Consider the following 18,661-nt stretch of genomic DNA (forward strand, 5'->3'; position numbering starts at 1 on the left):
AGTTACTGTTTGGTAACCTGCTTTCTTTTTGACAAATATCAAAATCGTATTTTATTTTTCCGCTCTAATTCTACTTAATGTTTCTTGTGTAATTCCTATATATGAAGCAATATGTCCAAGATTTACTCTTTGTTGAAGGGTAGGAAATTTATGAAGTAATTTTTCATATCGCTCTTTTGCGGAATGAAAGAGTAAATCTTCAATACGCTCTGCAATATCGATGTAAATGTTTTCTAAAAACATACGCGCATATTTTTCATAATGTGGCTTATCTTTTAGCAAGTTCTTCCAATCTTCGTAGTTGATATAAGACAAAGAAGTATCTTCTAATACCTCAATATTATAACGACTTTTTTTTCTTTGTATAAAACTGTCAATCGCTGTTATGGTTGTGTTTTCTATCGCAAAATGAGCAGTGATATCTTTATCGTCTTTGTGATAAAACGCTCTTGCCAATCCTTTGTGAAGGATAAAAAAATGATCGCAAATCGTTCCTTCGCAGTGCAACAGATGTTTGCTAGGTAATTCCTGAAAAGTCATTAATTTTCTAAAATCTTCAGAGAAATCTAATGAAGTTTGATCAGATAAAATGGGATTGTTGAATATCAATTTTTTCGTCATTTTGGGTTAATATTGCCACCAACTCTCAAATATACGCAAGTTTTAAATTTCTTACAATAATGTTAATTCTTAATAATTGCTTCCGCGTAAGGGATAGAAACGGTTACCCCACAGTCTCGTCTCTAAGGACGAGACGAGGAGTATGAATGTATAGCTCGACCTGAAGGAGTGAATGAAGTCTCGTCCAAGACGGGACGGAATGAACGACTGAAGAACACGCCCAAATTATAAAGAGTTAAGGAGGATGTTTGCAATCATTTTATTTAAAGTTGTACTTAATTATTAGAGAGCCATTTTACTGTACATTCTGAAAAAAGTCAGTGATTGAAGTCGTTTCAAAAGAATGGGCCTGGTTCTTAATTTTAGTTGTCGTGGTTGTTGTCGGCATCTCTTCTTTCATGGTGTTGGTTTCAGTCTCAATTATTTTCCTCTTCGCAAGATCATACGTTACGCTTGAACTTCCTCCCGCACCTCGAAAATCTCCTTCCGCATAAATAAGAATAAATTCCTTGCCGATATATTTAAATGCTGCGAAAATATTTCCATCGGGACCAATACTGTAAAGATTAATTTGCAAAACTCCTTTATTAACATTAATGTCTTCCGTACCAAAATGTTTGTAATCATACTCATTGTATTCAACGGGAAAGGCTACTTTAGAAAGTTGATCTAAGCGATAAGACTGATCTTTGTTCTTTAACAAAATCAACATCGGGCGTTCTGCCGTCTTTACTTTTTTATCAACCAGAACAATAACAAGATCATCGAGTCCATCTTTATTTAAATCTCCTGTTGTTTCATATTGAATTTTGTAAATACGCGATGAAGGTAGAAAATCTGATGCTTTATTTCCCGTTTTAGGAAAAACAAACTCTTTTTCCCGGAGACTGCTTTCATCTTCATCCTCTTTAGAATTCTCTTTGATTTCAGCAGTAATCTCATCACTCTGCTTCACGGCATTACTATTGTTAGCACGATTTTCTTTCCCGCGTTTAACAGTTTTTGCTTCATTCACTTTTTCCTGTTTGGTTTCGCACGATTGCAGGAAAATAAAAAGTGAAAAAATTAAAGTCAGAATTTTTATGTTCATTTTTTGAAAGTTTTATTACAATTTATCTCGTAAAGTTTACATCCTGGCAGATCATAGATTTTTATGGATCTATTTCCCAACAATTAGAAAATAAATTCAGAACTCTATTTCGATCTTACCGCAATTTTTGATAAAATTAAAGCTTTCAATCGCGATTTCATTTATTTTCTTTCACCCATTTTATCTTGTCAAGATCAAATCTTTTAGTGTGCGCATTAAACTGATATTCTAAAGTGTTTCCTTTAAAACAACTTGCTTTTTTCTTTAAATAAGAATTCGAAATCGATATTTTTTTTGAATCCGTAAAATCATAGTCAAATCCTATCAAATTATCTTCAAATAATTCTTTGCAACTTAATTCATTGCCAGATAATAATGATTCTGAAAATGACTTAGCAAACAAATCATCAAATTTTATATAATTTAGATCTTCATTTTTATATTCGAAAGCCATTAATTCATTTCCATCTCCCACCCGATCATCTGTAATTACTATATAATTGCTTGGTTTGATCTTATAAATTGCCAAGGTCCAAAACCCATCTACAACTTGAATTCCTATAGTATTTGGACCAATAAGAGAAAATTTTGAAAAGTATTTATTGGAAGTTGGAGTGAAATTATTTTTTTCAATAACTGACACAAATTCTTTTCGATCATCTTTTTTCCAGCTCCAACTACTGAAAGTACTATCTGGTAAAATTGTCAAGACATCGAGCAGATTTTTGTGTTCTAAATAATTGATAGAAAGAGAATCTTGCGATTTATTTATTTTTTGGCTTTGAATTAAATTTTTATCAGAATTATTTTTGCTGATAATTTCAGCAGAATCTACCAATGTTTTATTTTCGCATGAATATAAGAAAAGGGTTAAAAAAAAGAAAATTAATTTCATCATTTAATTTAAGTTTGATTAATGAATATTTTAGAAAAAGAATTTAAAAAAAATACAAATTACTTTAATAAATCTAGTGTTAACCTGCTATTCTAATTTTTATAAAGTTATAACATTTAAAATATTCGTCTATAAATAAATTCTCTCGTTCCCGCGTGAGGGATAGAAACGGTTACCCCACAGCAAGCGGATGGAAAAGCATTGGCGTGAGGAGTAGGAGTGGATAGCCCGACCTGAAGGAGTGAATGGTCTCGTCCTCAAGACGAGAGAATGAACGACTGAAGGACACGCCCAAAATATTGAAATAATTAAATAGAATCTCTTTTTTAATCGGGTGAAAAATTGTACTTTTGCAGTCTGAAAAATGTGCAGAATACCGCGAGGTTCCCACATCTACAGAAAAATGACATTGATAACAAATAGATAAAATTAAGCAAAATGCCAAAATTAAAAACTAAATCAGGTGCTAAGAAGCGTTTTAAGCTGACCGGAACCGGAAAGATTAAAAGAAAAGGTGCTTTTAAAAGCCACATCTTGACTAAAAAAGAAACGAAGCAAAAGAGAAATCTTACGCAGACTTCTTATGTTGCAAAAGTGGACAAAAAGAGCGTTTTACGTCAATTAGCTTTAAGATAGTTTTTATAAATCAACCGGTTTATAAGAATTAACAAATTCAGAAAATTTAACCCTGAAACGGTGCAAAAAAGTGCAATGAAATAAATTGCCGCCCTTTTCAAAAAAACAAATTTAAATTATGCCAAGATCAGTAAATGCAGTAGCCTCCAGAGCTCGCAGAAAAAAAGTAATGAAGCTTGCCAAAGGTTTTTTCGGTAGAAGAAAGAACGTTTGGACCGTAGCAAAAAATGCCGTACAAAAAGCAATGCAATATGCTTACCGCGGTAGAAAAGAGAAAAAGAGAAGTTTCCGAAGCTTATGGATCATGCGTATCAACGCAGGTGCAAGAGAACACGGAATGTCATACTCCCAGTTTATGGGCGCTCTAAAAACGAAGAACATCGAATTGAACAGAAAAGTTTTAGCTGATTTAGCAATGAATCACCCGGAATCGTTCAAAGCGATCGTAGATTCATTAAAATAAATGTAAAATTTTTTGTTATCAATTATAAATCCTTCAATTCGTTGAGGGATTTTTTATTTATCTTTGACAATAATTTTTATTCTTATGAAAAAAGTATTTTTGTTGGGTACCGCTCTGTTCTCTGTGTTTTGTTCTGCTCAAAGTTTTATTCAAACGTATCAGGATCGCGCGAATTTAATCATCCAAACAAACATCAACACCTATCTTACCGAATTTGCGACTTACGGCGTAAAGAGAACCGGATCTGTTGCCAACGCCAATGCACTGAATTGGTTGAAAGCAAAGTATGCTTCTTTCGGATATACCGCGGAACAAATCGTAGAAGATCCCTGGACAGGAGGTGGTTACACTTCCAAAAATTTGGTGGTGACTAAGACAGGAACTTTGTATCCGAACAAATTTGTGATCGTTTGTGGACATTTCGATACGATCGCAGGTCCCGGTGTAAATGATAACGGAAGTGGTGTTTCTATTATTCTGGAAATTGCAAGAATTTTGAAAGACGTTCCGACTGAATATTCAATCCGGTTTATTAATTTCTCTGGGGAAGAACAGGGTGTTTATGGAAGTCGTCATTATGTGCAGAACGTTGTTAATTCTACCAGTCCAAAAATGGATATTAAACTCGTCTTCAACATTGATGAAGTGGGTGGAATTGCAGGAATGGTGAACAATACCATTTTCTGTGACCGGGATGAAAGTTCACCCTCCAGTAATAACGCGGCTTCTGCAGCAATTACGCAGCAACTCGCCAATTGCGTAGGATTGTACTCGCCTCTTTTAACGGATTTCGATCCTGCTTATGCTTCAGATTATGTTCCGTTCCAGCAAAACGGGGAAATAATTACTGGTTTTTACGAGCATAACATCAGTACCAAACCGCACACTCCCAATGACACTTACGCCAATATGGATCCTGTGTATGTTTTTAATGTTGGAAAAGCTGCTTTGGGTGCGGTTCAACATTTTGCAACTGCGAATACGACCACTTTGGCTGCGGTTGATTGTCCGCCGGAAAAAATGTTAGAATCTATGAAGATCTTCCCAAATCCAGCGAAGAATTTTGTGCAGATCGAAATGGTGAATCTCAACCAAAAAGATTTCAGTTTTACGATCACAGATCTGAGCGGACGAACTTTAATTAAGACTAAGAATGAAAACCGGATCGATGTTTCGAAACTCTCTTCAGGGGTTTATTTGGGAACGATGACGGTTGAAGATCAGAAAGTGACGAAAAAATTGATGATTAAAAAATAGGGTTTTGGCACTAGTACATGAGTTTTCTTACTGCTAATAGCAAATCATAAAATTTTAAAATAAAGCATTCAGTAAAATACCGTTTAAATTTAACCACAAAGTCACAAAAGATTTAAGTGATTACTATTTTGCTAAAGTACACAAAGTTTGAAAATCTTTCGATTTTCGAATTATGTGAAAATAAAGATTTCGATATTCACAAAAGGCAGTTGTATTTCAATTCTTGAAAAGTTTATCAGAATAATTTAACAGATATTATTCGTGAATTTGTGGTTCAAAACATTCTCACCTATTTCCGATTTCTCTCCAGCAACACTTCTTCGATATCCGTCAGTGAAAATGATTTCGCTTTGAGTAAAATTAAGAAGTGATATAATAAATCTGCAGCTTCATTTTTAAACAATTTGGCGTTGTCATCTTTCGCTTCAATGACCAATTCTACAGCCTCCTCTCCTACTTTCTGCGAAACTTTATTAATGCCTCTTTGATACAAATCGTAAGTGTAAGATTTCTCCACTTTTTGATCGATTCTTTCTGAAATCGTTTCTTCTAATTCATATAAAAAACCTTTTGAATTTTTATCTTCGAAACAACTGAAAGTTCCGGTATGGCAAACATTTCCTGCTGGTTTTGCTTGAATTAAAAGCGCATCGGAATCACAATCTTGTTTGATGCTTTTTACAAAAAGATAATTTTCAGAAGTTTCTCCTTTGAGCCAAATTCGGTTTTTGGCGCGGCTGAAAAAATGAACACGTCCATCTTTTTGAGTTAGTTCTAAAGCTTCTTCGTTCATATAGCCCAACATTAAAACCTGCTGCGTTCGGTCGTCCTGAATAATTACAGGAACTAAACCATTTCCTTTTTCAAAATCTAAGTTCATCTTACAGATATTTTATTTTGTTTTAAATTTTCTTTTAAGTCGGATATTTTAATTTCGTTGAAGTGAAAAATACTTGCTGCCAAAGCACCGGTAACATTGGTTTTGGTAAAGACTTCGGTAAAATCTACCATCTTTCCGGCACCACCAGAAGCGATGATTGGAAGTTGGCAAACTTCTGAAACGTTTTGTAACATTCTGATATCGAAACCATTTTTTGTTCCGTCAAAATCCATAGAAGTCAGCAAGATTTCGCCGGCTCCTAAATCTGCGACGGTTTTCACCCAATCTAAAGTTTTATATTTGGTTTGAATTTTTCCACCATTGATGAAAACGTAATCTTCACCGTTAATATTTTTGGTATCGATTGCAACTACGACACATTGATTTCCAAATTGTTGGGCGATTTCCCGAACTAATTCCGGACGTCGTACTGCAGCAGAATTGATGGAAACTTTATCTGCTCCAGCTTTTAATAAAGCTTCTACATCCTGAACTGAGGAAATTCCGCCTCCAATCGTAAAAGGAATATTGATTTCTAAACTGAGTTTTTCAACGAGTTCAATTAAAGTTTTTCGTCCTTCTAAAGTTGCCGTAATATCGAGAAAAACCAATTCGTCTGCGCCATCTTTTACATATTTTTTTGCAAGTTCCACTGGATCTCCGGCAATTCGCAAATCTTCAAACTGAATTCCTTTCACCGTTTTTCCATCTTTGATGTCTAAACACGGAATAATTCTTTTTTTCAACATCCTATAAAAATTTTTGAAGTTCTTTTAAAGTAATTTTTCCTTCGTATAAAGCTTTTCCAATGATTGCTCCGGAACAACCGAGTTCTTTTAAATCCTCCAAATCCTGAATGGAAGAAATTCCGCCACTTGCGATTAATGAAACTTCACTTTCCTTTAAAATTTCTTGATACAATTCAAATGAAGGTCCTTCTAACATTCCGTCTTTGGAAATATCGGTACAAATCACATCCTTAATTCCTTCCTTTTGATAGGATTGAATAAAGGCAATCACATCAAGATTTGAGTTTTCTAACCAACCGGAAGTTTTCACTTTTCGGTCCAAACAATCTGCGCCTAAAATTAATTTTTCCGCACCAAATTCCTTGATCCATTCTTCACACAATTCTGGATTTTCGACAGCGATACTGCCAATTGTTACTTGATTGGCTCCGGAGTTAAAAGCACTTTCTAAACTTTCACGGGTTTTTATTCCACCACCGAAATCGATGATTAAATTTGTTTCAGATGCGAGGATCTCTAAAGTTTTCAAATTTTTAATTGTTTTCGCTTTTGCACCATCCAAATCGACTAAGTGCAAATATTGGATTCCGTTGGCTTCATATTCTTTCGCAATGTCTAAAGGATTTTCGTGATAGATTTTCTTCGTATGATAATCACCTTTTGAAAGTCGAACACATTTTCCGTCGATGATATCTATAGCAGGAATTATTTTCATTTTCTATTTTTTTTTTAACAGTTTTAGGGCTTTTTTACAGTTTTCATAAAACACATTAGTTACATAAGAATTAGTTCTTATTTTGAAAAATTTTAGAACACAAAGCTGAAAATCTTGGATTTTAGAAACTTATGTGAACTTTTATAAGCAATATTTTCATCAACTCTAATGTGACTAATGTGTTTAAATTATATTAGTTTTAAAAAGTTTTGAAGAATTTTGGATCCAACATCACCAGATTTTTCTGGGTGAAACTGCGTTCCATAAAAATTATCTTTCTGTAAAGTCGCACTGAAAGGTAAAATGTAATCGCATTCAGAAGTGGTGTTTTCTCCTACTTCACAATAATAACTGTGCACAAAATAGAAATTATCATCTTCTGAAATTCCGTGAAAAAGAGGTCCTTGCGTTTTTTGTAAATTATTCCAACCCATGTGCGGAACAATGTCTGTCGCTGGAAATTGCTTTACTTTCAAATCAAAAATTCCGAGACATTTTGTATTCCCTTCTTCGGAAAAATCACATAATAATTGTTGTCCCAAACAAATTCCTAAAAAAGGTTGCTTTAAAGTTGGAATTAGTTGATCTAATTTTAAAGATTTCAAATAACTCATCGCTGTCGAAGCTTCTCCAACTCCAGGAAAAATCACTTTTACGGCATTTCTAATTTCTTCAAAATCTGAAGTGATGATGGTTTCAAAACCTAATTTTCTCACCGCGTTTTCAACGGATTTTACATTTCCCGCAACGTAATCAATAATCGCTATCATAATATTCCTTTGGTACTTGGGATGGAAAAATTATTCTGATCCTGCTTTACAGAATCCCGTAAAACTTTCGCAAATGCTTTAAATATCGATTCAATTTTGTGGTGTTCATTCTCGCCTTCACATTGAATATTCAAATTGCATTTTCCAGTGTCGGTGAACGATTTGAAGAAGTGATGAAACAATTCCGTTGGTACATCGCCAATTCTTTCTCTTTTAAAATCGACGTTCCAAACTAACCAGTTTCTTCCGCCAAAATCAAGAGCGACTTGCGCTAAACAATCATCCATAGGTAGAGCAAAAGCATATCTTTCAATTCCTTTTTTTGAACCTAAAGCTTGCTCAAAACAGGTTCCCAAAACCAAAGCCGTATCTTCAATCGTGTGATGTTCATCAACTTCTAAATCACCATTAACAACAACTTCTAAATCGAAATTACCGTGTTTCGAGATCTGTTCCAACATGTGATCGAAAAACGCCAGACCCGTATTGATATTTGATTTTCCACTTCCATCCAAATTGAGTTCAACCGTAATTTCTGTCTCCTTCGTTTTACGGTTTACTTTCGCTTTTCGTGGGATTTGCTTTAAATATTGATAAATTTCATCCCAGCTTTTAGTCGTCAAAGTCGCTTCATCTAATTGTTCGTCTGCAATAAAAATAGATTGTGTACCGAGATTTTTCGCCAATTCAACATCCGTTTTACGATCACCGATGACGAAGGAATTTTTCAGATCATAATTTCCGTAAATGTATTTTTGAAGCATTCCGGTTCGCGGTTTGCGATTGGGTGAATTTTCTGATTCAAAACTGTTATCAACTAAAATTTCTGAAAAAATAATACTTTCATTGGCTAAAGTTTTCAGCATTTTTTCCTGTGGAATTCTGAAATCTTCTTCCGGAAAAGAATCCGTTCCCAAACCGTCTTGATTCGTGACCATGACTAATTCGTAATCCAATTCTTTTACGATCTTAGCTAGATTCTGAATCACTTTTGGATAAAACTCTAATTTCTCTAAAGAATCAACTTGAAAATCCGTAGGCGGTTCTAAAATTAAAGTTCCGTCGCGGTCGATGAATAAAACTTTTTTCATGATTTATAGTTCTGATAAAACGTTTAATAATTTGGAATTTTCTTCCGCGGTTCCAACACTAATTCTAAGGCAATTCTTTAAGGCTGGATGTCTTAAACTAGTTAAAATATTCTCTGCTAATAATTTTTGATAAACCAGTTCTGCCTCTTTAAATTCAATCAGGAAAAAATTAGCATCGGAAGGATATATTTTCACGACCTCATTAATTTGATCTAATCCTTCTTTCAATTTTTTCTTTTCTTCAAGAATAAATCTGATATTATTTTCAATGTGTTCTGCGTTGTTCAGTTGTTCCAAAGCCAATCTTTGACTTTCCGAACTGATGTTGTATGGCGGTTTCAATTGTATGAAAAGATTAGCAATTTCTGCTGAGGCAAAACCAACTCCAATTCTTAAACCTGCCATTCCGAAAGCTTTTGATAAAGTTTTTAAAACAATTAAATTCGGATATTTATTCAATAAACTGACTGCAGAAATTTCAGGTGAAAACTCTATATAAGCTTCATCAACAACTACAATTCCGTTAAAATTTTGAATATAAAATTCTAAATCAGTAATCGAATTTCCTGTTGGATTATTTGGTGAACAGAGAAATAAAACTTTAGCCTGACTTTTAGAAGCTGTATTTAAAAATGAGTCCTTTTCTAATTCAAAATCTGAATTAAGTTGCAGTTTTTCAACTTGAACATTATTCATTCTGGCGTAAATCTCGTACATCACAAAACTTGGATCCATCATCAGAATAGAATCTTTCTTTGGTTCACAGAAAATTCGCATAGTCAAATCAATCAATTCGTCGCTGCCATTTCCTAAGAATAAATTCTCTGTTTTTGCCTGATTAATTTCGGCTAATTTCTTTTTTAACTGAATCGGATCACCATCCGGATATCGGTTAAATTCACCGAATGGATTTTCATTCGCATCCAGATAAATCGCAGGTTTATTGAGGTATGAATCGCGTAAAGTTTGGTAAGATTTTACTCCCGCTAAATGCGGGCGAATCCTATTATTTAAATTAAATTCCATTTTCTAAAGATTTTAAGCGAAGCGAAACTGCATTTTTGTGAGCATCTAAACCTTCTGCAGCTGCCATGATTTCGATTGTTTTTGCAATATTCTGAATTCCTGTTTTTGAAATTTCCTGAATGGTAATTTTCTTTATAAAACTATCCAAAGAAACACCACTATAATTTCTGGCAAAACCGTTCGTTGGCAAAGTATGATTGGTTCCGCTGGCGTAATCTCCGGCTGATTCCGGCGTGTAATTTCCGAGGAAAATAGATCCTGCGTTGGTAATTTTTGAAATATATGTTCTTGCATTTTCAACGGATAAAATTAAGTGTTCCGGTGCGTAAAAATTACTCATTTCAAGCGCTTCATCAATCGATTTTAATAAAATAAAACGGCTGTTTTCTAAAGCTGACTTCGCAATTTTGTTTCTCGGAAGTTCTGCTAATTGTTTTTCAATTTCTTTTAAAGTTTCATTAAAAATCATTTCATCCGTCGAAATAAAAATCACTTGAGAATCAGTTCCATGTTCCGCTTGAGATAGTAAATCTGCGGCACAAAATTCAGGATTTGCAGTTTCATCAGCAATCACTAAAACTTCGCTTGGTCCTGCCGGTAAATCGATGGCCACATTATATTCCATCGCCAATTGTTTCGCTTGAGTGACATATTGATTTCCTGGACCGAATATTTTATTAACTTTTAAAATAGTTTCTGTTCCAAAAGTTAAGGCCGCAATTGCTTGAGCTCCACCTACTTTGAAAATTTTTGTTACTCCACATAATTGAGCGGTAAATAAAATGGCGGGATTTATGGAACCATCTTTTTGCGGTGGTGTACAAAGAACAACTTCTTTACAACCTGCAATTTGAGCGGGAACAGCCAACATTAAGACCGTTGAAAAAAGCGGCGCTGTTCCGCCTGGAATATACAATCCAACTTTTTCAATCGCTCTGGATTCTCGCCAGCAAATAACTCCTTCTGTGGTTTCAATTTCATCGATTTGTCCTTTTTGAGCAACGTGAAATTTATAGATATTTTCTTTGGCTTGATTGATTGCCTTTTTCAACTCTTCTGAAACTTCATTAATCGCAAATTCTATTTCTTCTTCAGAAACCAATAACTTTTCAATATTAACCTGATCAAATTTTTCCGACAATTCTTTTAAAGCATAATCTCCTTCGTTTTTAACCTTCAAGAAAATTTCCTGAACTGTATTTCTTAAGTCCTTTTTCTCAAGCGTTGGTCTTTGTAATAAACTTTCCCAAGAGTTTCGTTCTGGATATTTAGATATATTTTTCATTTTTCCTTAAATTACATTACCATTTTTTCAATTGGAATCACCAAAATTCCTTCTGCACCAAATTTTTTCAACTCATCGATAATTTTCCAGAATTCATTTTCCCGAACTACAGAGTGAATACTACTCCATCCAGTTTGTGCCAAAGGTAAAACAGTGGGAGATTTCATTCCGGGTAAAATTCCTATGATTTTTTCAATGGAATCGTTCGGAGCATTGAGCAAAATGTATTTATTTTCACGTGAATTAATGACTGCTTGAATACGGAAAAGAAAAGATTCTAGAATAATTGAAATATCATCAGGAAGATTTTGGCTGGAAATTAAAACGGCTTCACTTTTCAAAACCTGCTCCACTTCTTTTAAACCATTGTGTAATAAAGTGCTTCCGGAGCTTACCAAATCTGCAATCGTGTCTGCTAAACCGATGCTTGGTGCAATTTCCACACTTCCGGAAATTTCTACGATCTCGGCGGTGATATTTTTACTTTCAAAATAATTTTTAACAATTGCCGGATAAGAGGTGGCAATCTTCTTTCCCTGGAAGAAATTCACGTCCGTGTACTCCTGATCTTTCGGAATTGCTAATGATAATCTGCAGCTGGCGAAACCTAATTTACGCACCAAATCCACATTTTTATTCTGTTCCAGAACTTCGTTTTCTCCAATGATCCCAATATCGACAATGCCTTGTTCTACATATTTCGGAATATCATCATCACGAAGAAAAAGGATTTCTAAAGGAAAGTTAGTAGCTGAATTTTTGAGTTTGCTTTTAAAATCAGGGATTTTAATTCCGCATTCTTTTAAAAGTTCGAGGGACTTTTCGCTTAGGCGTCCGCTTTTTTGGATGGCTATTTTTAATTTGTTCATGTTTCAATTTTGAGATTAGGTCTGAACAAATGCTTTTTATGTTGTATACAAAAAAAAACCATCTTATTCAGACGGTTTTTATTATTTGTAGTCACTTTGGACCATATTAAATCAACTCGTCTTTAGATGAGATGATGGTGATGGAATAAAGCGATTGTATTTTTCATGTTGTAATAACTGGTGCAAATATATCTAATAAAAAAGTTATCATGCAAACTTTTACATATAATTTCTGATAAATAGCTGAAAAACAATGCATAAAATTTAAAATTACGATTATTGAATCTTATGAATGTAAGTAAATTGCTATCCTAACAGATTTAACTGCTATTTTTTACTCAACTACTTTTTTAGATTACTATATAATGTCTGAAGTTCTACTAAATCTTTTTCATTGTTTCTCAACCTTTCATTTAATCTCTCCAGATCAAAATTTATTTTCTCTATCTTTTCTTTAAAATTAGTGCTTTGTTCCTCAGATTTAGACGTCAGTAATTTGCTTTCTACGTATTCTTTTTCTCTTCTAAATTATTCAATTTTGATTCTAAGTTTTGCTTCTCTACAAAATTGAAATCAAATCTTTCATTCAATTGATTTAAATTTTCTACCGAATTATTTCTCGAATTTCTTTGGCTCTCGGTAATCAATTTTTCGGAAACATCATTGGGAAGCTGCCTTTCATGAGTATTCTCTGTAATTTTCTTTTGGGGAATTAGGGCTAATAAAAACACCGTAAAAAGAGAGAAGATCACAGTTAAAATTTTCTGCATGGCGATAATAATTTTTGAAACATCTGATTAATTAAACTAACATTTTACTAACTTTTGGTATTGACTCATCAACTCCTCTGCTATATTCTCATCTCTAAATTTTTGAACGAATCTCAGACCTTTTTCAGCTCTTCGACTTCGCTCCGATTCATTAGTCCAGAGAAATAAAATCTTTGCCTTGATGTCTTCGAAATTATGAGGATCAATGTAAACAGAATCTTTTCCACCAGCTTCCGGAAGACAGCTTAGATTGCTCGTGATAACAGCCGTTTTCGAAAATAATGATTCTATGACCGGGATGCCGAAACCTTCGAAAAAACTTGGATAAACAAAAATATCTGCGAGTTTATAAATCGCGGCAAGCTCTTCCATAGAAACATTCTCTAAAAAATAGACTTGACTTTCTAACTTGTTTTTGTTAATAAATTTTCGAACTTTGTTGAAGTACTTTGTTTTTTTACCGATGACAACCAAAGGAATTTTTGTTCCATTAATCGCTTTTACGATATTCAACACATTTTTTCGTTCTTCGATGGTTCCGACATTCAAAATAAATCTTTCCGGAAGATTAAATTTTTCTTTAACTGAAGCTAAGAATTCTTCGCTCTGAACTTCTTTAAAAGCTTTGTGACAACCTTGGTAAACGACTTTTACTTTCTCTTCCGGAACTTTTAGAAATTGAATGATATCGCGTTTTGTCTGTTCAGAAATCGCGATAATTAAATCCGCCTGTTCAGCGGCTTTTTTAAATTTCCAGAAATGAATTTTACGGTCGAAGAATGAGTAATATTGGGGAAATCTCATGAAGATTAAATCATGGATTGTAACCACTTTTTTAATGGATTTCTCATTCCATTTTAAAGGCAATTCGCCGGAAAGTCCGTGGAAAATATCAGCATCTAAATTCTGTGCATCCTTACCCATTTTGAATTGACGGGACAAATTTCCTTTCGAAGTTTGCTCAAAAGAAACGTTAGTCAAATTCAAAATTTCCTTTCCTTTATCAGACTTTTCTTTATTAAAAAGTACATATTTATTTTCCGGAAAATGAGTAGCTAAAACACGCACCAGATCTCTCGAATAGTTGCCTAAACCAGAACTGTTATTGAAAAAACGTTTTCCATCATAAGCAATTTTCATGAGTTTAGACTTTTTTGAAATTGTTGAAAAGTGCCAAATTCATAGCCAGAAGTCTTTAACCAAAGTAAAAAATCATCAAACCTTTGAACCATTTCTTTACCTGATTTTTTGGTCGTGAAAGCCGGCAGTTTAAATGCATCATTTTTAATATCTGCAAATTCCCAGGGATGAAAATAAACGTTGAGATAATTATCTTTTTTCAGAACATCTTTTGCGAGCTTTTTGTAGAAACTGAGGGGGAAATTATGAAAACTCAACCAAAATAGGGGAATTCGAAAATTTGGAGAAACCGAAGCCGGAATCTGCATCACATTTCCGTCCTTAAAATAGGTTCGGGAAACTTTCAGATTATTATACCGTCCCGGAAGAAATGTAGGATTAACGGAGGAATTATAGGAATATCCTGCTTTTTCAACTTCATTGGGATCAACTTCCATCATTCTTGGCATTCGTAAGCCAGTGATATTTGTATTAAAAAGTTCCATTAATTTTTTCCGCGACTTCTTTAAATCTTCCACTTCAAATTTTGAATGAAACCAAGTATGAGAAGCCAATTCATGACCTTCATTTAAAAGTTCAGTAATTAAATCCTTATTATTTTCGGCAAAAATTACGGTTGAAAAAAAAGTTGCTTTTGCACCATGTTTTCTCAAAAGTACTAAAATATTCTGCAAACCTTTTCGGGAAATGGCAATCTGGTCTTCAAAGGAAATTTCGCCTTTGTATTCGAAAGGCATATCAAATTCTTCAATATCAAAACTCAGTAAAACCATTGTTAAAAATTTTTGGAACGAATAATATAATTCGGACGTTCTTTTACCTGCTTAAAAATTTTACCTAAATAAATTCCGATAATTCCCAGAATGATCAGTTGTAAGCCGCCGAAAAAAACGACCGTCATTATTAGAGAAGCCCAACCAGAAATTTCTGTTTGTGCCATAAAGGAATGAATAACGTAAATTCCATAGCCTAGAATAGCGATCGCAGAGAAAATAAATCCAAGATAAGCAGCTAAATAAAGCGGCTTCACACTAAATGCTGTGATTCCAGTAAAAGCAAAACGCATCATTTTTTGCAGATTGTAACTGCTTTCACCCGATGCTCTTTCTCCTGCTGTAAAATGAATTCCGGTTTGCCTGAATCCCATCCAGTTTGATAATCCCCGAAGAAATATGTCGGATTCGTTCATGGTTCGCATGACTTCGATCACAGATGAATCCATCAATCTAAAATCAGAGCCGCCACCTTCACTCAAATTAACGTCGGAAATTTTCGATAAAAATCTATAGAAAAGAGAGGAAGTTTGCTTTTTAAAAGTAGAAATTTGCTTCGGATATTTGCGAATCGTGTAGACAATGTCAAAACCTTCTTCCCACTTTTTAATCATTTGGGGAATGAGTTCAGGCGGATGCTGCAGATCTGCATCCATAGAAATGACCGCATTTCCACTGGAGAAATCCATACCAGCTTTCACGGCAGGTTGATGACCGAAATTACGGGAAAATTCAAGAAATTTTACTTCGTCAAACTGTTTCGCCAGATTTTCAATTTTTGCCTGAGTCTGATCGCGGCTTCCGTCGTTCACAAAAATAATCTCAAAACGATAATTCTCTAAACGCGAGAAGACTTCTTTAATTCTCTGATGGATCAAAGCGACATTATCCTCTTCGTTATGTGCAGGAATGACGATGGAAATTTTTTTCACAGAATTAATCTAATTTATAATCTTTTTCGAAGTCTTTGGTCAGCAATTCGTAAATCACTCTAAACCAAACGAAACAACAAGGTAAGGCTTTTAAGGAATATTTAATGATATAATTATCTTTAATAAATTTGGGAAATAGATCCGAAAATGAAAAGCAAGTTAAAATGATGACAAAAATTAATAAACCGACAATTAAGGGTGTTTTTTCTTTCTGCATAATGAACCAAATCATCACTCCAGCAACCGCAATAATGTAGGTTGGTGATTCGGATCCCGAACTAAAAAGCACGATGAATAGAAGCGTTGAAGCTAAGATCATTAATTGAAAGGAAAGATTTTTAAACTGTTTAATTCGTAAATAAGGTAAAGCAAAAACTGCCAATCCGGGAATTAAAAAGATAAGATTCGAAATGGAGGCATCGCCCAAAACTCTTCTTACAATTCCCATTAATGAAAAATCCTGACGATTCCCTAAAACCTGATTTGCAGCATTTTTTTCGGACAGAGACTGGAACCAGTCTGCGTAAGATTGGATCCCAAAATGTGGACTGGAAAACAACATTGGTAAAATTAAAAACAGCACTCCAAAGCCAATTAAAGCTAAGATAAATTTTAGTTTATTTTTTACAAAGAAGAAGGCCGAAAGTCCTGCAATTCCGTATAATTTCACAAAAAAACCAATCATAATAGATATCGCTGACTGCGTTTCTTTTCGTTCGTAAATATAAACAGCAGACAATATTAAAAGTCCTGTTAAGGCAATATTGAACTGTAAACTTACTGCCGCCGTGATAAATTCCTGCAAACATAACCAGGCAAAAAAAGCTTTTTTCGCATTTGAAAATGGAAGTTTATGAATGGCAAAAAGAAAAATTAAAGTGTTCGCAATATTCCATAAAACCATGCCGAACCAATCCGGTAAAAGAGCGAAGGGCGCGATGAGTACGCTAAAAAATACGCCGTAATGATTTGAGTCGAAATGAAAATCAGGATATAAAAGATAGATGTTTTTTTCATGCAACGTATTGAAAAAAACGTTTTTGAAGATCAGATAATTGTTATATTTTAAAGGTCCGCCGCGATACTTTGCAATGGCAGATAAAATAGAAACAAGCAAATAAATCCCAAAAATATATTTGGGATTTGATATGAATTTTAAGAATTTATCTTTCAATGGTGGAGATAAAAAATCTAAACGGAAACGTTATTCTCTCGCAACGCGTCGTTAAGCGAGGTTTTTTTATCTGTAGATTCTTTTCTTTGTCCAATGATCAAAGCACATGGGACCTGATATTCTCCGGCTGGATATTTCTTGGTATAACTTCCAGGAATCACAACAGATCTGGAAGGAACGCGCCCTTTCATTTCGACTGGAGTACCGCCGGTAACGTCGATGATTTTTGTGGAGGCAGTTAAAACGACATTTGCTCCTAAAACCGCTTCTTTTTCTACGTAAACTCCTTCCACAACAATACATCTGGAACCTATGAAAACGTTATCTTCAATAATTACGGGAGCAGCTTGAAGAGGTTCCAAAACGCCGCCAATTCCAACTCCACCGCTTAAGTGAACATCTTTACCAATTTGTGCACAGCTCCCAACAGTTGCCCAGGTATCGACCATCGTTCCGGAATCTACATATGCACCGATATTAACATAAGACGGCATCAAAATTACGCCGGGTGCGATATAAGCGCCTTCACGTGCAACTGCAGGTGGAACAACACGAACTCCTTTTTCTGCATAATTTCTTTTCAATGGCATTTTATCATGGAATTCAAAAGGACCAACTTCGATGGTTTCCATTTTTTGAATAGGGAAATACATCACAACGGCTTTTTTCACCCATTCATTAACTTTCCAGCCATTTTCTGTAGGTTCTGCAACCCGAAGTTCGCCTAAATCCAGCTGACGGATTACTTCGCGGATCGCTTGTTTGCTCTCTTCATTCTGCAACAACTCGCGGTTGTCCCAAATATTTTCTATCGTTTCTTGTAACATATAATTTTATTGATGGATGATTGATTACTATTTTAAATAATCTTGAGGCGTAAATTTACAAAACTCTGCGCGCGAAAAGATAAGCTTTGTTCCAGTATTTTTCGTTGAGCGAAGAAATGATCACGCCTTTGGATGTAGAAGCATGAATAAATTTAACTTCACCACTGTTGCCAATATCGTGAACAATTCCAACATGCGTAACTCTGCTACCGCCGGAAGTTGCAAAAAATACCAGGTCGCCAGGTTTCGCTTCTTTGATGGCAATTTCTTTTCCTGTGTTGGACTGATCTTCAGACCGGCGTGGAAGTTTAGTACTGTTCTCATCGAAAACTTTGGTTGTAAAACCAGAGCAATCAAAGCCAGAAGAAGTATTGCCTGCGTATTTGTAAGGAGCGCCGAGGTACTTTTCGGCGTCTTTCAAAATTTCTTTGATGTCTCCGTTCACATTACCCGAAAAATTGGATTCCAAAGTTTTAAGGTCCGGACTTTTCGCAACGGTTTTGGTGGGTATCGTTCTTTTAACAACTGTTTTTGAAGCTCCACAGGAAACTAGAAACAGGAATGCAAGTACTGTAAATAAACACTTTTTCATTTTTTATTTTAGCTATTTCTCAAAAATAGTAAAATTATTTCCATTTGGCCAGAATTTTATAAATTTTCCTTGTTTAATAAATGTTTTAGAAGTTTATTCTGACTTT

Annotated in this window: 21 protein-coding genes; 3 read left to right on the plus strand and 18 right to left on the minus strand. The window is 34.5% G+C overall.

The window, feature by feature from the left end; translation table 11 throughout:
* Window positions 1-51: 51 nt before the first annotated feature.
* The 3 genes from ACZ9HT_RS14965 to ACZ9HT_RS14975 all read right to left on the minus strand — a co-directional run bounded on the left by ACZ9HT_RS14965 (window position 52) and on the right by ACZ9HT_RS14975 (window position 2,420).
* A complete protein-coding gene (locus ACZ9HT_RS14965) occupies window positions 52-621 on the minus strand; it encodes a Crp/Fnr family transcriptional regulator (RefSeq protein ID WP_476041301.1) in 570 nt (189 codons plus the stop codon).
* 295 nt (window positions 622-916) lie between these two features.
* Window positions 917-1,711: a hypothetical protein gene (locus ACZ9HT_RS14970; protein WP_476041302.1), complete on the minus strand. Its 795-nt coding sequence runs from the start codon at window positions 1,709-1,711 to the stop codon at window positions 917-919.
* A 157-nt stretch (window positions 1,712-1,868) separates the two neighbouring features.
* On the minus strand, window positions 1,869-2,420 hold the full coding sequence (locus tag ACZ9HT_RS14975; RefSeq protein ID WP_476041303.1) for a hypothetical protein: 552 nt from the start codon (window positions 2,418-2,420) through the stop codon (window positions 1,869-1,871).
* Window positions 2,421-3,044: 624 nt separating this feature from the next.
* On the opposite strand from ACZ9HT_RS14975, the gene rpmI reads away from it, so the two are divergent.
* From rpmI to ACZ9HT_RS14990, 3 genes are all read left to right on the plus strand, one after another.
* Window positions 3,045-3,242: a 50S ribosomal protein L35 gene (rpmI, locus tag ACZ9HT_RS14980; protein WP_039348142.1), complete on the plus strand. Its 198-nt coding sequence runs from the start codon at window positions 3,045-3,047 to the stop codon at window positions 3,240-3,242.
* 118 nt (window positions 3,243-3,360) lie between these two features.
* Window positions 3,361-3,705, plus strand: a complete 345-nt coding sequence (gene rplT, locus ACZ9HT_RS14985; RefSeq protein WP_476041304.1) for a 50S ribosomal protein L20 — start codon at window positions 3,361-3,363, stop codon at window positions 3,703-3,705.
* An 84-nt stretch (window positions 3,706-3,789) separates the two neighbouring features.
* Window positions 3,790-4,962, plus strand: a complete 1,173-nt coding sequence (locus tag ACZ9HT_RS14990) for a M28 family peptidase (RefSeq protein WP_476041305.1) — start codon at window positions 3,790-3,792, stop codon at window positions 4,960-4,962.
* Window positions 4,963-5,251: 289 nt separating this feature from the next.
* Here ACZ9HT_RS14990 and hisIE read toward each other — a convergent pair whose 3' ends face one another.
* The 15 genes from hisIE to ACZ9HT_RS15065 all read right to left on the minus strand — a co-directional run bounded on the left by hisIE (window position 5,252) and on the right by ACZ9HT_RS15065 (window position 18,555).
* Window positions 5,252-5,842: a bifunctional phosphoribosyl-AMP cyclohydrolase/phosphoribosyl-ATP diphosphatase HisIE gene (gene hisIE / locus ACZ9HT_RS14995; RefSeq protein WP_476041306.1), complete on the minus strand. Its 591-nt coding sequence runs from the start codon at window positions 5,840-5,842 to the stop codon at window positions 5,252-5,254.
* Entirely contained in the window at window positions 5,839-6,591 is a 753-nt protein-coding gene (gene hisF / locus ACZ9HT_RS15000; protein ID WP_476041307.1) for an imidazole glycerol phosphate synthase subunit HisF, read from the minus strand. The genes hisIE and hisF overlap by 4 nt, the downstream gene beginning before the upstream one ends.
* 1 nt (window position 6,592) lies before the next feature.
* Window positions 6,593-7,306 (minus strand): 1-(5-phosphoribosyl)-5-[(5-phosphoribosylamino)methylideneamino]imidazole-4-carboxamide isomerase, encoded by a 714-nt coding sequence (gene hisA / locus ACZ9HT_RS15005; protein WP_476041308.1) that lies wholly within the window; start codon window positions 7,304-7,306, stop codon window positions 6,593-6,595.
* Window positions 7,307-7,494: 188 nt separating this feature from the next.
* Complete coding sequence (hisH, locus tag ACZ9HT_RS15010; RefSeq protein WP_476041309.1) at window positions 7,495-8,076, minus strand: imidazole glycerol phosphate synthase subunit HisH; 582 nt, start codon at window positions 8,074-8,076, stop codon at window positions 7,495-7,497.
* Window positions 8,073-9,167, minus strand: coding sequence for a bifunctional histidinol-phosphatase/imidazoleglycerol-phosphate dehydratase HisB (gene hisB / locus ACZ9HT_RS15015; protein ID WP_476041310.1), 1,095 nt, complete (start codon window positions 9,165-9,167; stop codon window positions 8,073-8,075). The genes hisH and hisB overlap by 4 nt, the downstream gene beginning before the upstream one ends.
* Window positions 9,168-9,170: 3 nt before the next feature.
* Entirely contained in the window at window positions 9,171-10,193 is a 1,023-nt protein-coding gene (hisC, locus tag ACZ9HT_RS15020; RefSeq protein ID WP_476041311.1) for a histidinol-phosphate transaminase, read from the minus strand.
* Window positions 10,183-11,478: a histidinol dehydrogenase gene (gene hisD / locus ACZ9HT_RS15025; RefSeq protein WP_476041312.1), complete on the minus strand. Its 1,296-nt coding sequence runs from the start codon at window positions 11,476-11,478 to the stop codon at window positions 10,183-10,185. Before hisD ends, hisC begins: the two co-directional genes overlap by 11 nt.
* Window positions 11,479-11,489: 11 nt before the next feature.
* Window positions 11,490-12,347, minus strand: coding sequence for an ATP phosphoribosyltransferase (gene hisG / locus ACZ9HT_RS15030; protein WP_476041313.1), 858 nt, complete (start codon window positions 12,345-12,347; stop codon window positions 11,490-11,492).
* A gap of 503 nt (window positions 12,348-12,850) precedes the next feature.
* A complete protein-coding gene (locus ACZ9HT_RS15035) occupies window positions 12,851-13,117 on the minus strand; it encodes a hypothetical protein (RefSeq protein ID WP_476041314.1) in 267 nt (88 codons plus the stop codon).
* Window positions 13,118-13,153: 36 nt separating this feature from the next.
* Window positions 13,154-14,257 (minus strand): glycosyltransferase family 4 protein, encoded by a 1,104-nt coding sequence (locus ACZ9HT_RS15040; RefSeq protein ID WP_476041316.1) that lies wholly within the window; start codon window positions 14,255-14,257, stop codon window positions 13,154-13,156.
* A complete protein-coding gene (locus ACZ9HT_RS15045) occupies window positions 14,254-15,030 on the minus strand; it encodes a polysaccharide deacetylase family protein (protein WP_476041317.1) in 777 nt (258 codons plus the stop codon). Before ACZ9HT_RS15045 ends, ACZ9HT_RS15040 begins: the two co-directional genes overlap by 4 nt.
* 2 nt (window positions 15,031-15,032) lie before the next feature.
* Window positions 15,033-15,962 (minus strand): glycosyltransferase family 2 protein, encoded by a 930-nt coding sequence (locus ACZ9HT_RS15050; protein WP_476041318.1) that lies wholly within the window; start codon window positions 15,960-15,962, stop codon window positions 15,033-15,035.
* Between the two features lie 4 nt (window positions 15,963-15,966).
* Window positions 15,967-17,136 carry a glycosyltransferase family 87 protein gene (locus ACZ9HT_RS15055; RefSeq protein WP_476041319.1) on the minus strand — a complete coding sequence of 390 codons (1,170 nt, stop codon included), beginning with the start codon at window positions 17,134-17,136 and terminating at the stop codon, window positions 15,967-15,969.
* A 17-nt stretch (window positions 17,137-17,153) separates the two neighbouring features.
* The gene (locus ACZ9HT_RS15060; RefSeq protein WP_476041320.1) at window positions 17,154-17,963 is read right to left on the minus strand and encodes a 2,3,4,5-tetrahydropyridine-2,6-dicarboxylate N-succinyltransferase; all 810 of its coding nucleotides are present in this window, start codon (window positions 17,961-17,963) and stop codon (window positions 17,154-17,156) included.
* A 55-nt stretch (window positions 17,964-18,018) separates the two neighbouring features.
* Complete coding sequence (locus ACZ9HT_RS15065; protein WP_476041321.1) at window positions 18,019-18,555, minus strand: C40 family peptidase; 537 nt, start codon at window positions 18,553-18,555, stop codon at window positions 18,019-18,021.
* Window positions 18,556-18,661: the final 106 nt, after the last annotated feature.

The sequence above is a fragment of the Chryseobacterium sp. UYP7 genome, from assembly GCF_056279225.1.

Excerpts from the sequence above, each read along its gene's own strand:
- ACZ9HT_RS14965 (WP_476041301.1), bottom strand. The coding sequence starts at position 621 with ATGACGAAAAAATTGATATTCAACAATCCCATTTTATCTGATCAAACT.
- ACZ9HT_RS14970 (WP_476041302.1), bottom strand. The coding sequence starts at position 1,711 with ATGAACATAAAAATTCTGACTTTAATTTTTTCACTTTTTATTTTCCTG.
- rpmI (WP_039348142.1), top strand. The coding sequence starts at position 3,045 with ATGCCAAAATTAAAAACTAAATCAGGTGCTAAGAAGCGTTTTAAGCTG.
- rplT (WP_476041304.1), top strand. The coding sequence starts at position 3,361 with ATGCCAAGATCAGTAAATGCAGTAGCCTCCAGAGCTCGCAGAAAAAAA.
- ACZ9HT_RS14990 (WP_476041305.1), top strand. The coding sequence starts at position 3,790 with ATGAAAAAAGTATTTTTGTTGGGTACCGCTCTGTTCTCTGTGTTTTGT.
- hisIE (WP_476041306.1), bottom strand. The coding sequence starts at position 5,842 with ATGAACTTAGATTTTGAAAAAGGAAATGGTTTAGTTCCTGTAATTATT.
- hisF (WP_476041307.1), bottom strand. The coding sequence starts at position 6,591 with ATGTTGAAAAAAAGAATTATTCCGTGTTTAGACATCAAAGATGGAAAA.
- hisA (WP_476041308.1), bottom strand. The coding sequence starts at position 7,306 with ATGAAAATAATTCCTGCTATAGATATCATCGACGGAAAATGTGTTCGA.
- hisH (WP_476041309.1), bottom strand. The coding sequence starts at position 8,076 with ATGATAGCGATTATTGATTACGTTGCGGGAAATGTAAAATCCGTTGAA.
- hisB (WP_476041310.1), bottom strand. The coding sequence starts at position 9,167 with ATGAAAAAAGTTTTATTCATCGACCGCGACGGAACTTTAATTTTAGAA.
- hisC (WP_476041311.1), bottom strand. The coding sequence starts at position 10,193 with ATGGAATTTAATTTAAATAATAGGATTCGCCCGCATTTAGCGGGAGTA.
- hisD (WP_476041312.1), bottom strand. The coding sequence starts at position 11,478 with ATGAAAAATATATCTAAATATCCAGAACGAAACTCTTGGGAAAGTTTA.
- hisG (WP_476041313.1), bottom strand. The coding sequence starts at position 12,347 with ATGAACAAATTAAAAATAGCCATCCAAAAAAGCGGACGCCTAAGCGAA.
- ACZ9HT_RS15035 (WP_476041314.1), bottom strand. The coding sequence starts at position 13,117 with ATGCAGAAAATTTTAACTGTGATCTTCTCTCTTTTTACGGTGTTTTTA.
- ACZ9HT_RS15040 (WP_476041316.1), bottom strand. The coding sequence starts at position 14,257 with ATGAAAATTGCTTATGATGGAAAACGTTTTTTCAATAACAGTTCTGGT.
- ACZ9HT_RS15045 (WP_476041317.1), bottom strand. The coding sequence starts at position 15,030 with ATGGTTTTACTGAGTTTTGATATTGAAGAATTTGATATGCCTTTCGAA.
- ACZ9HT_RS15060 (WP_476041320.1), bottom strand. The coding sequence starts at position 17,963 with ATGTTACAAGAAACGATAGAAAATATTTGGGACAACCGCGAGTTGTTG.
- ACZ9HT_RS15065 (WP_476041321.1), bottom strand. The coding sequence starts at position 18,555 with ATGAAAAAGTGTTTATTTACAGTACTTGCATTCCTGTTTCTAGTTTCC.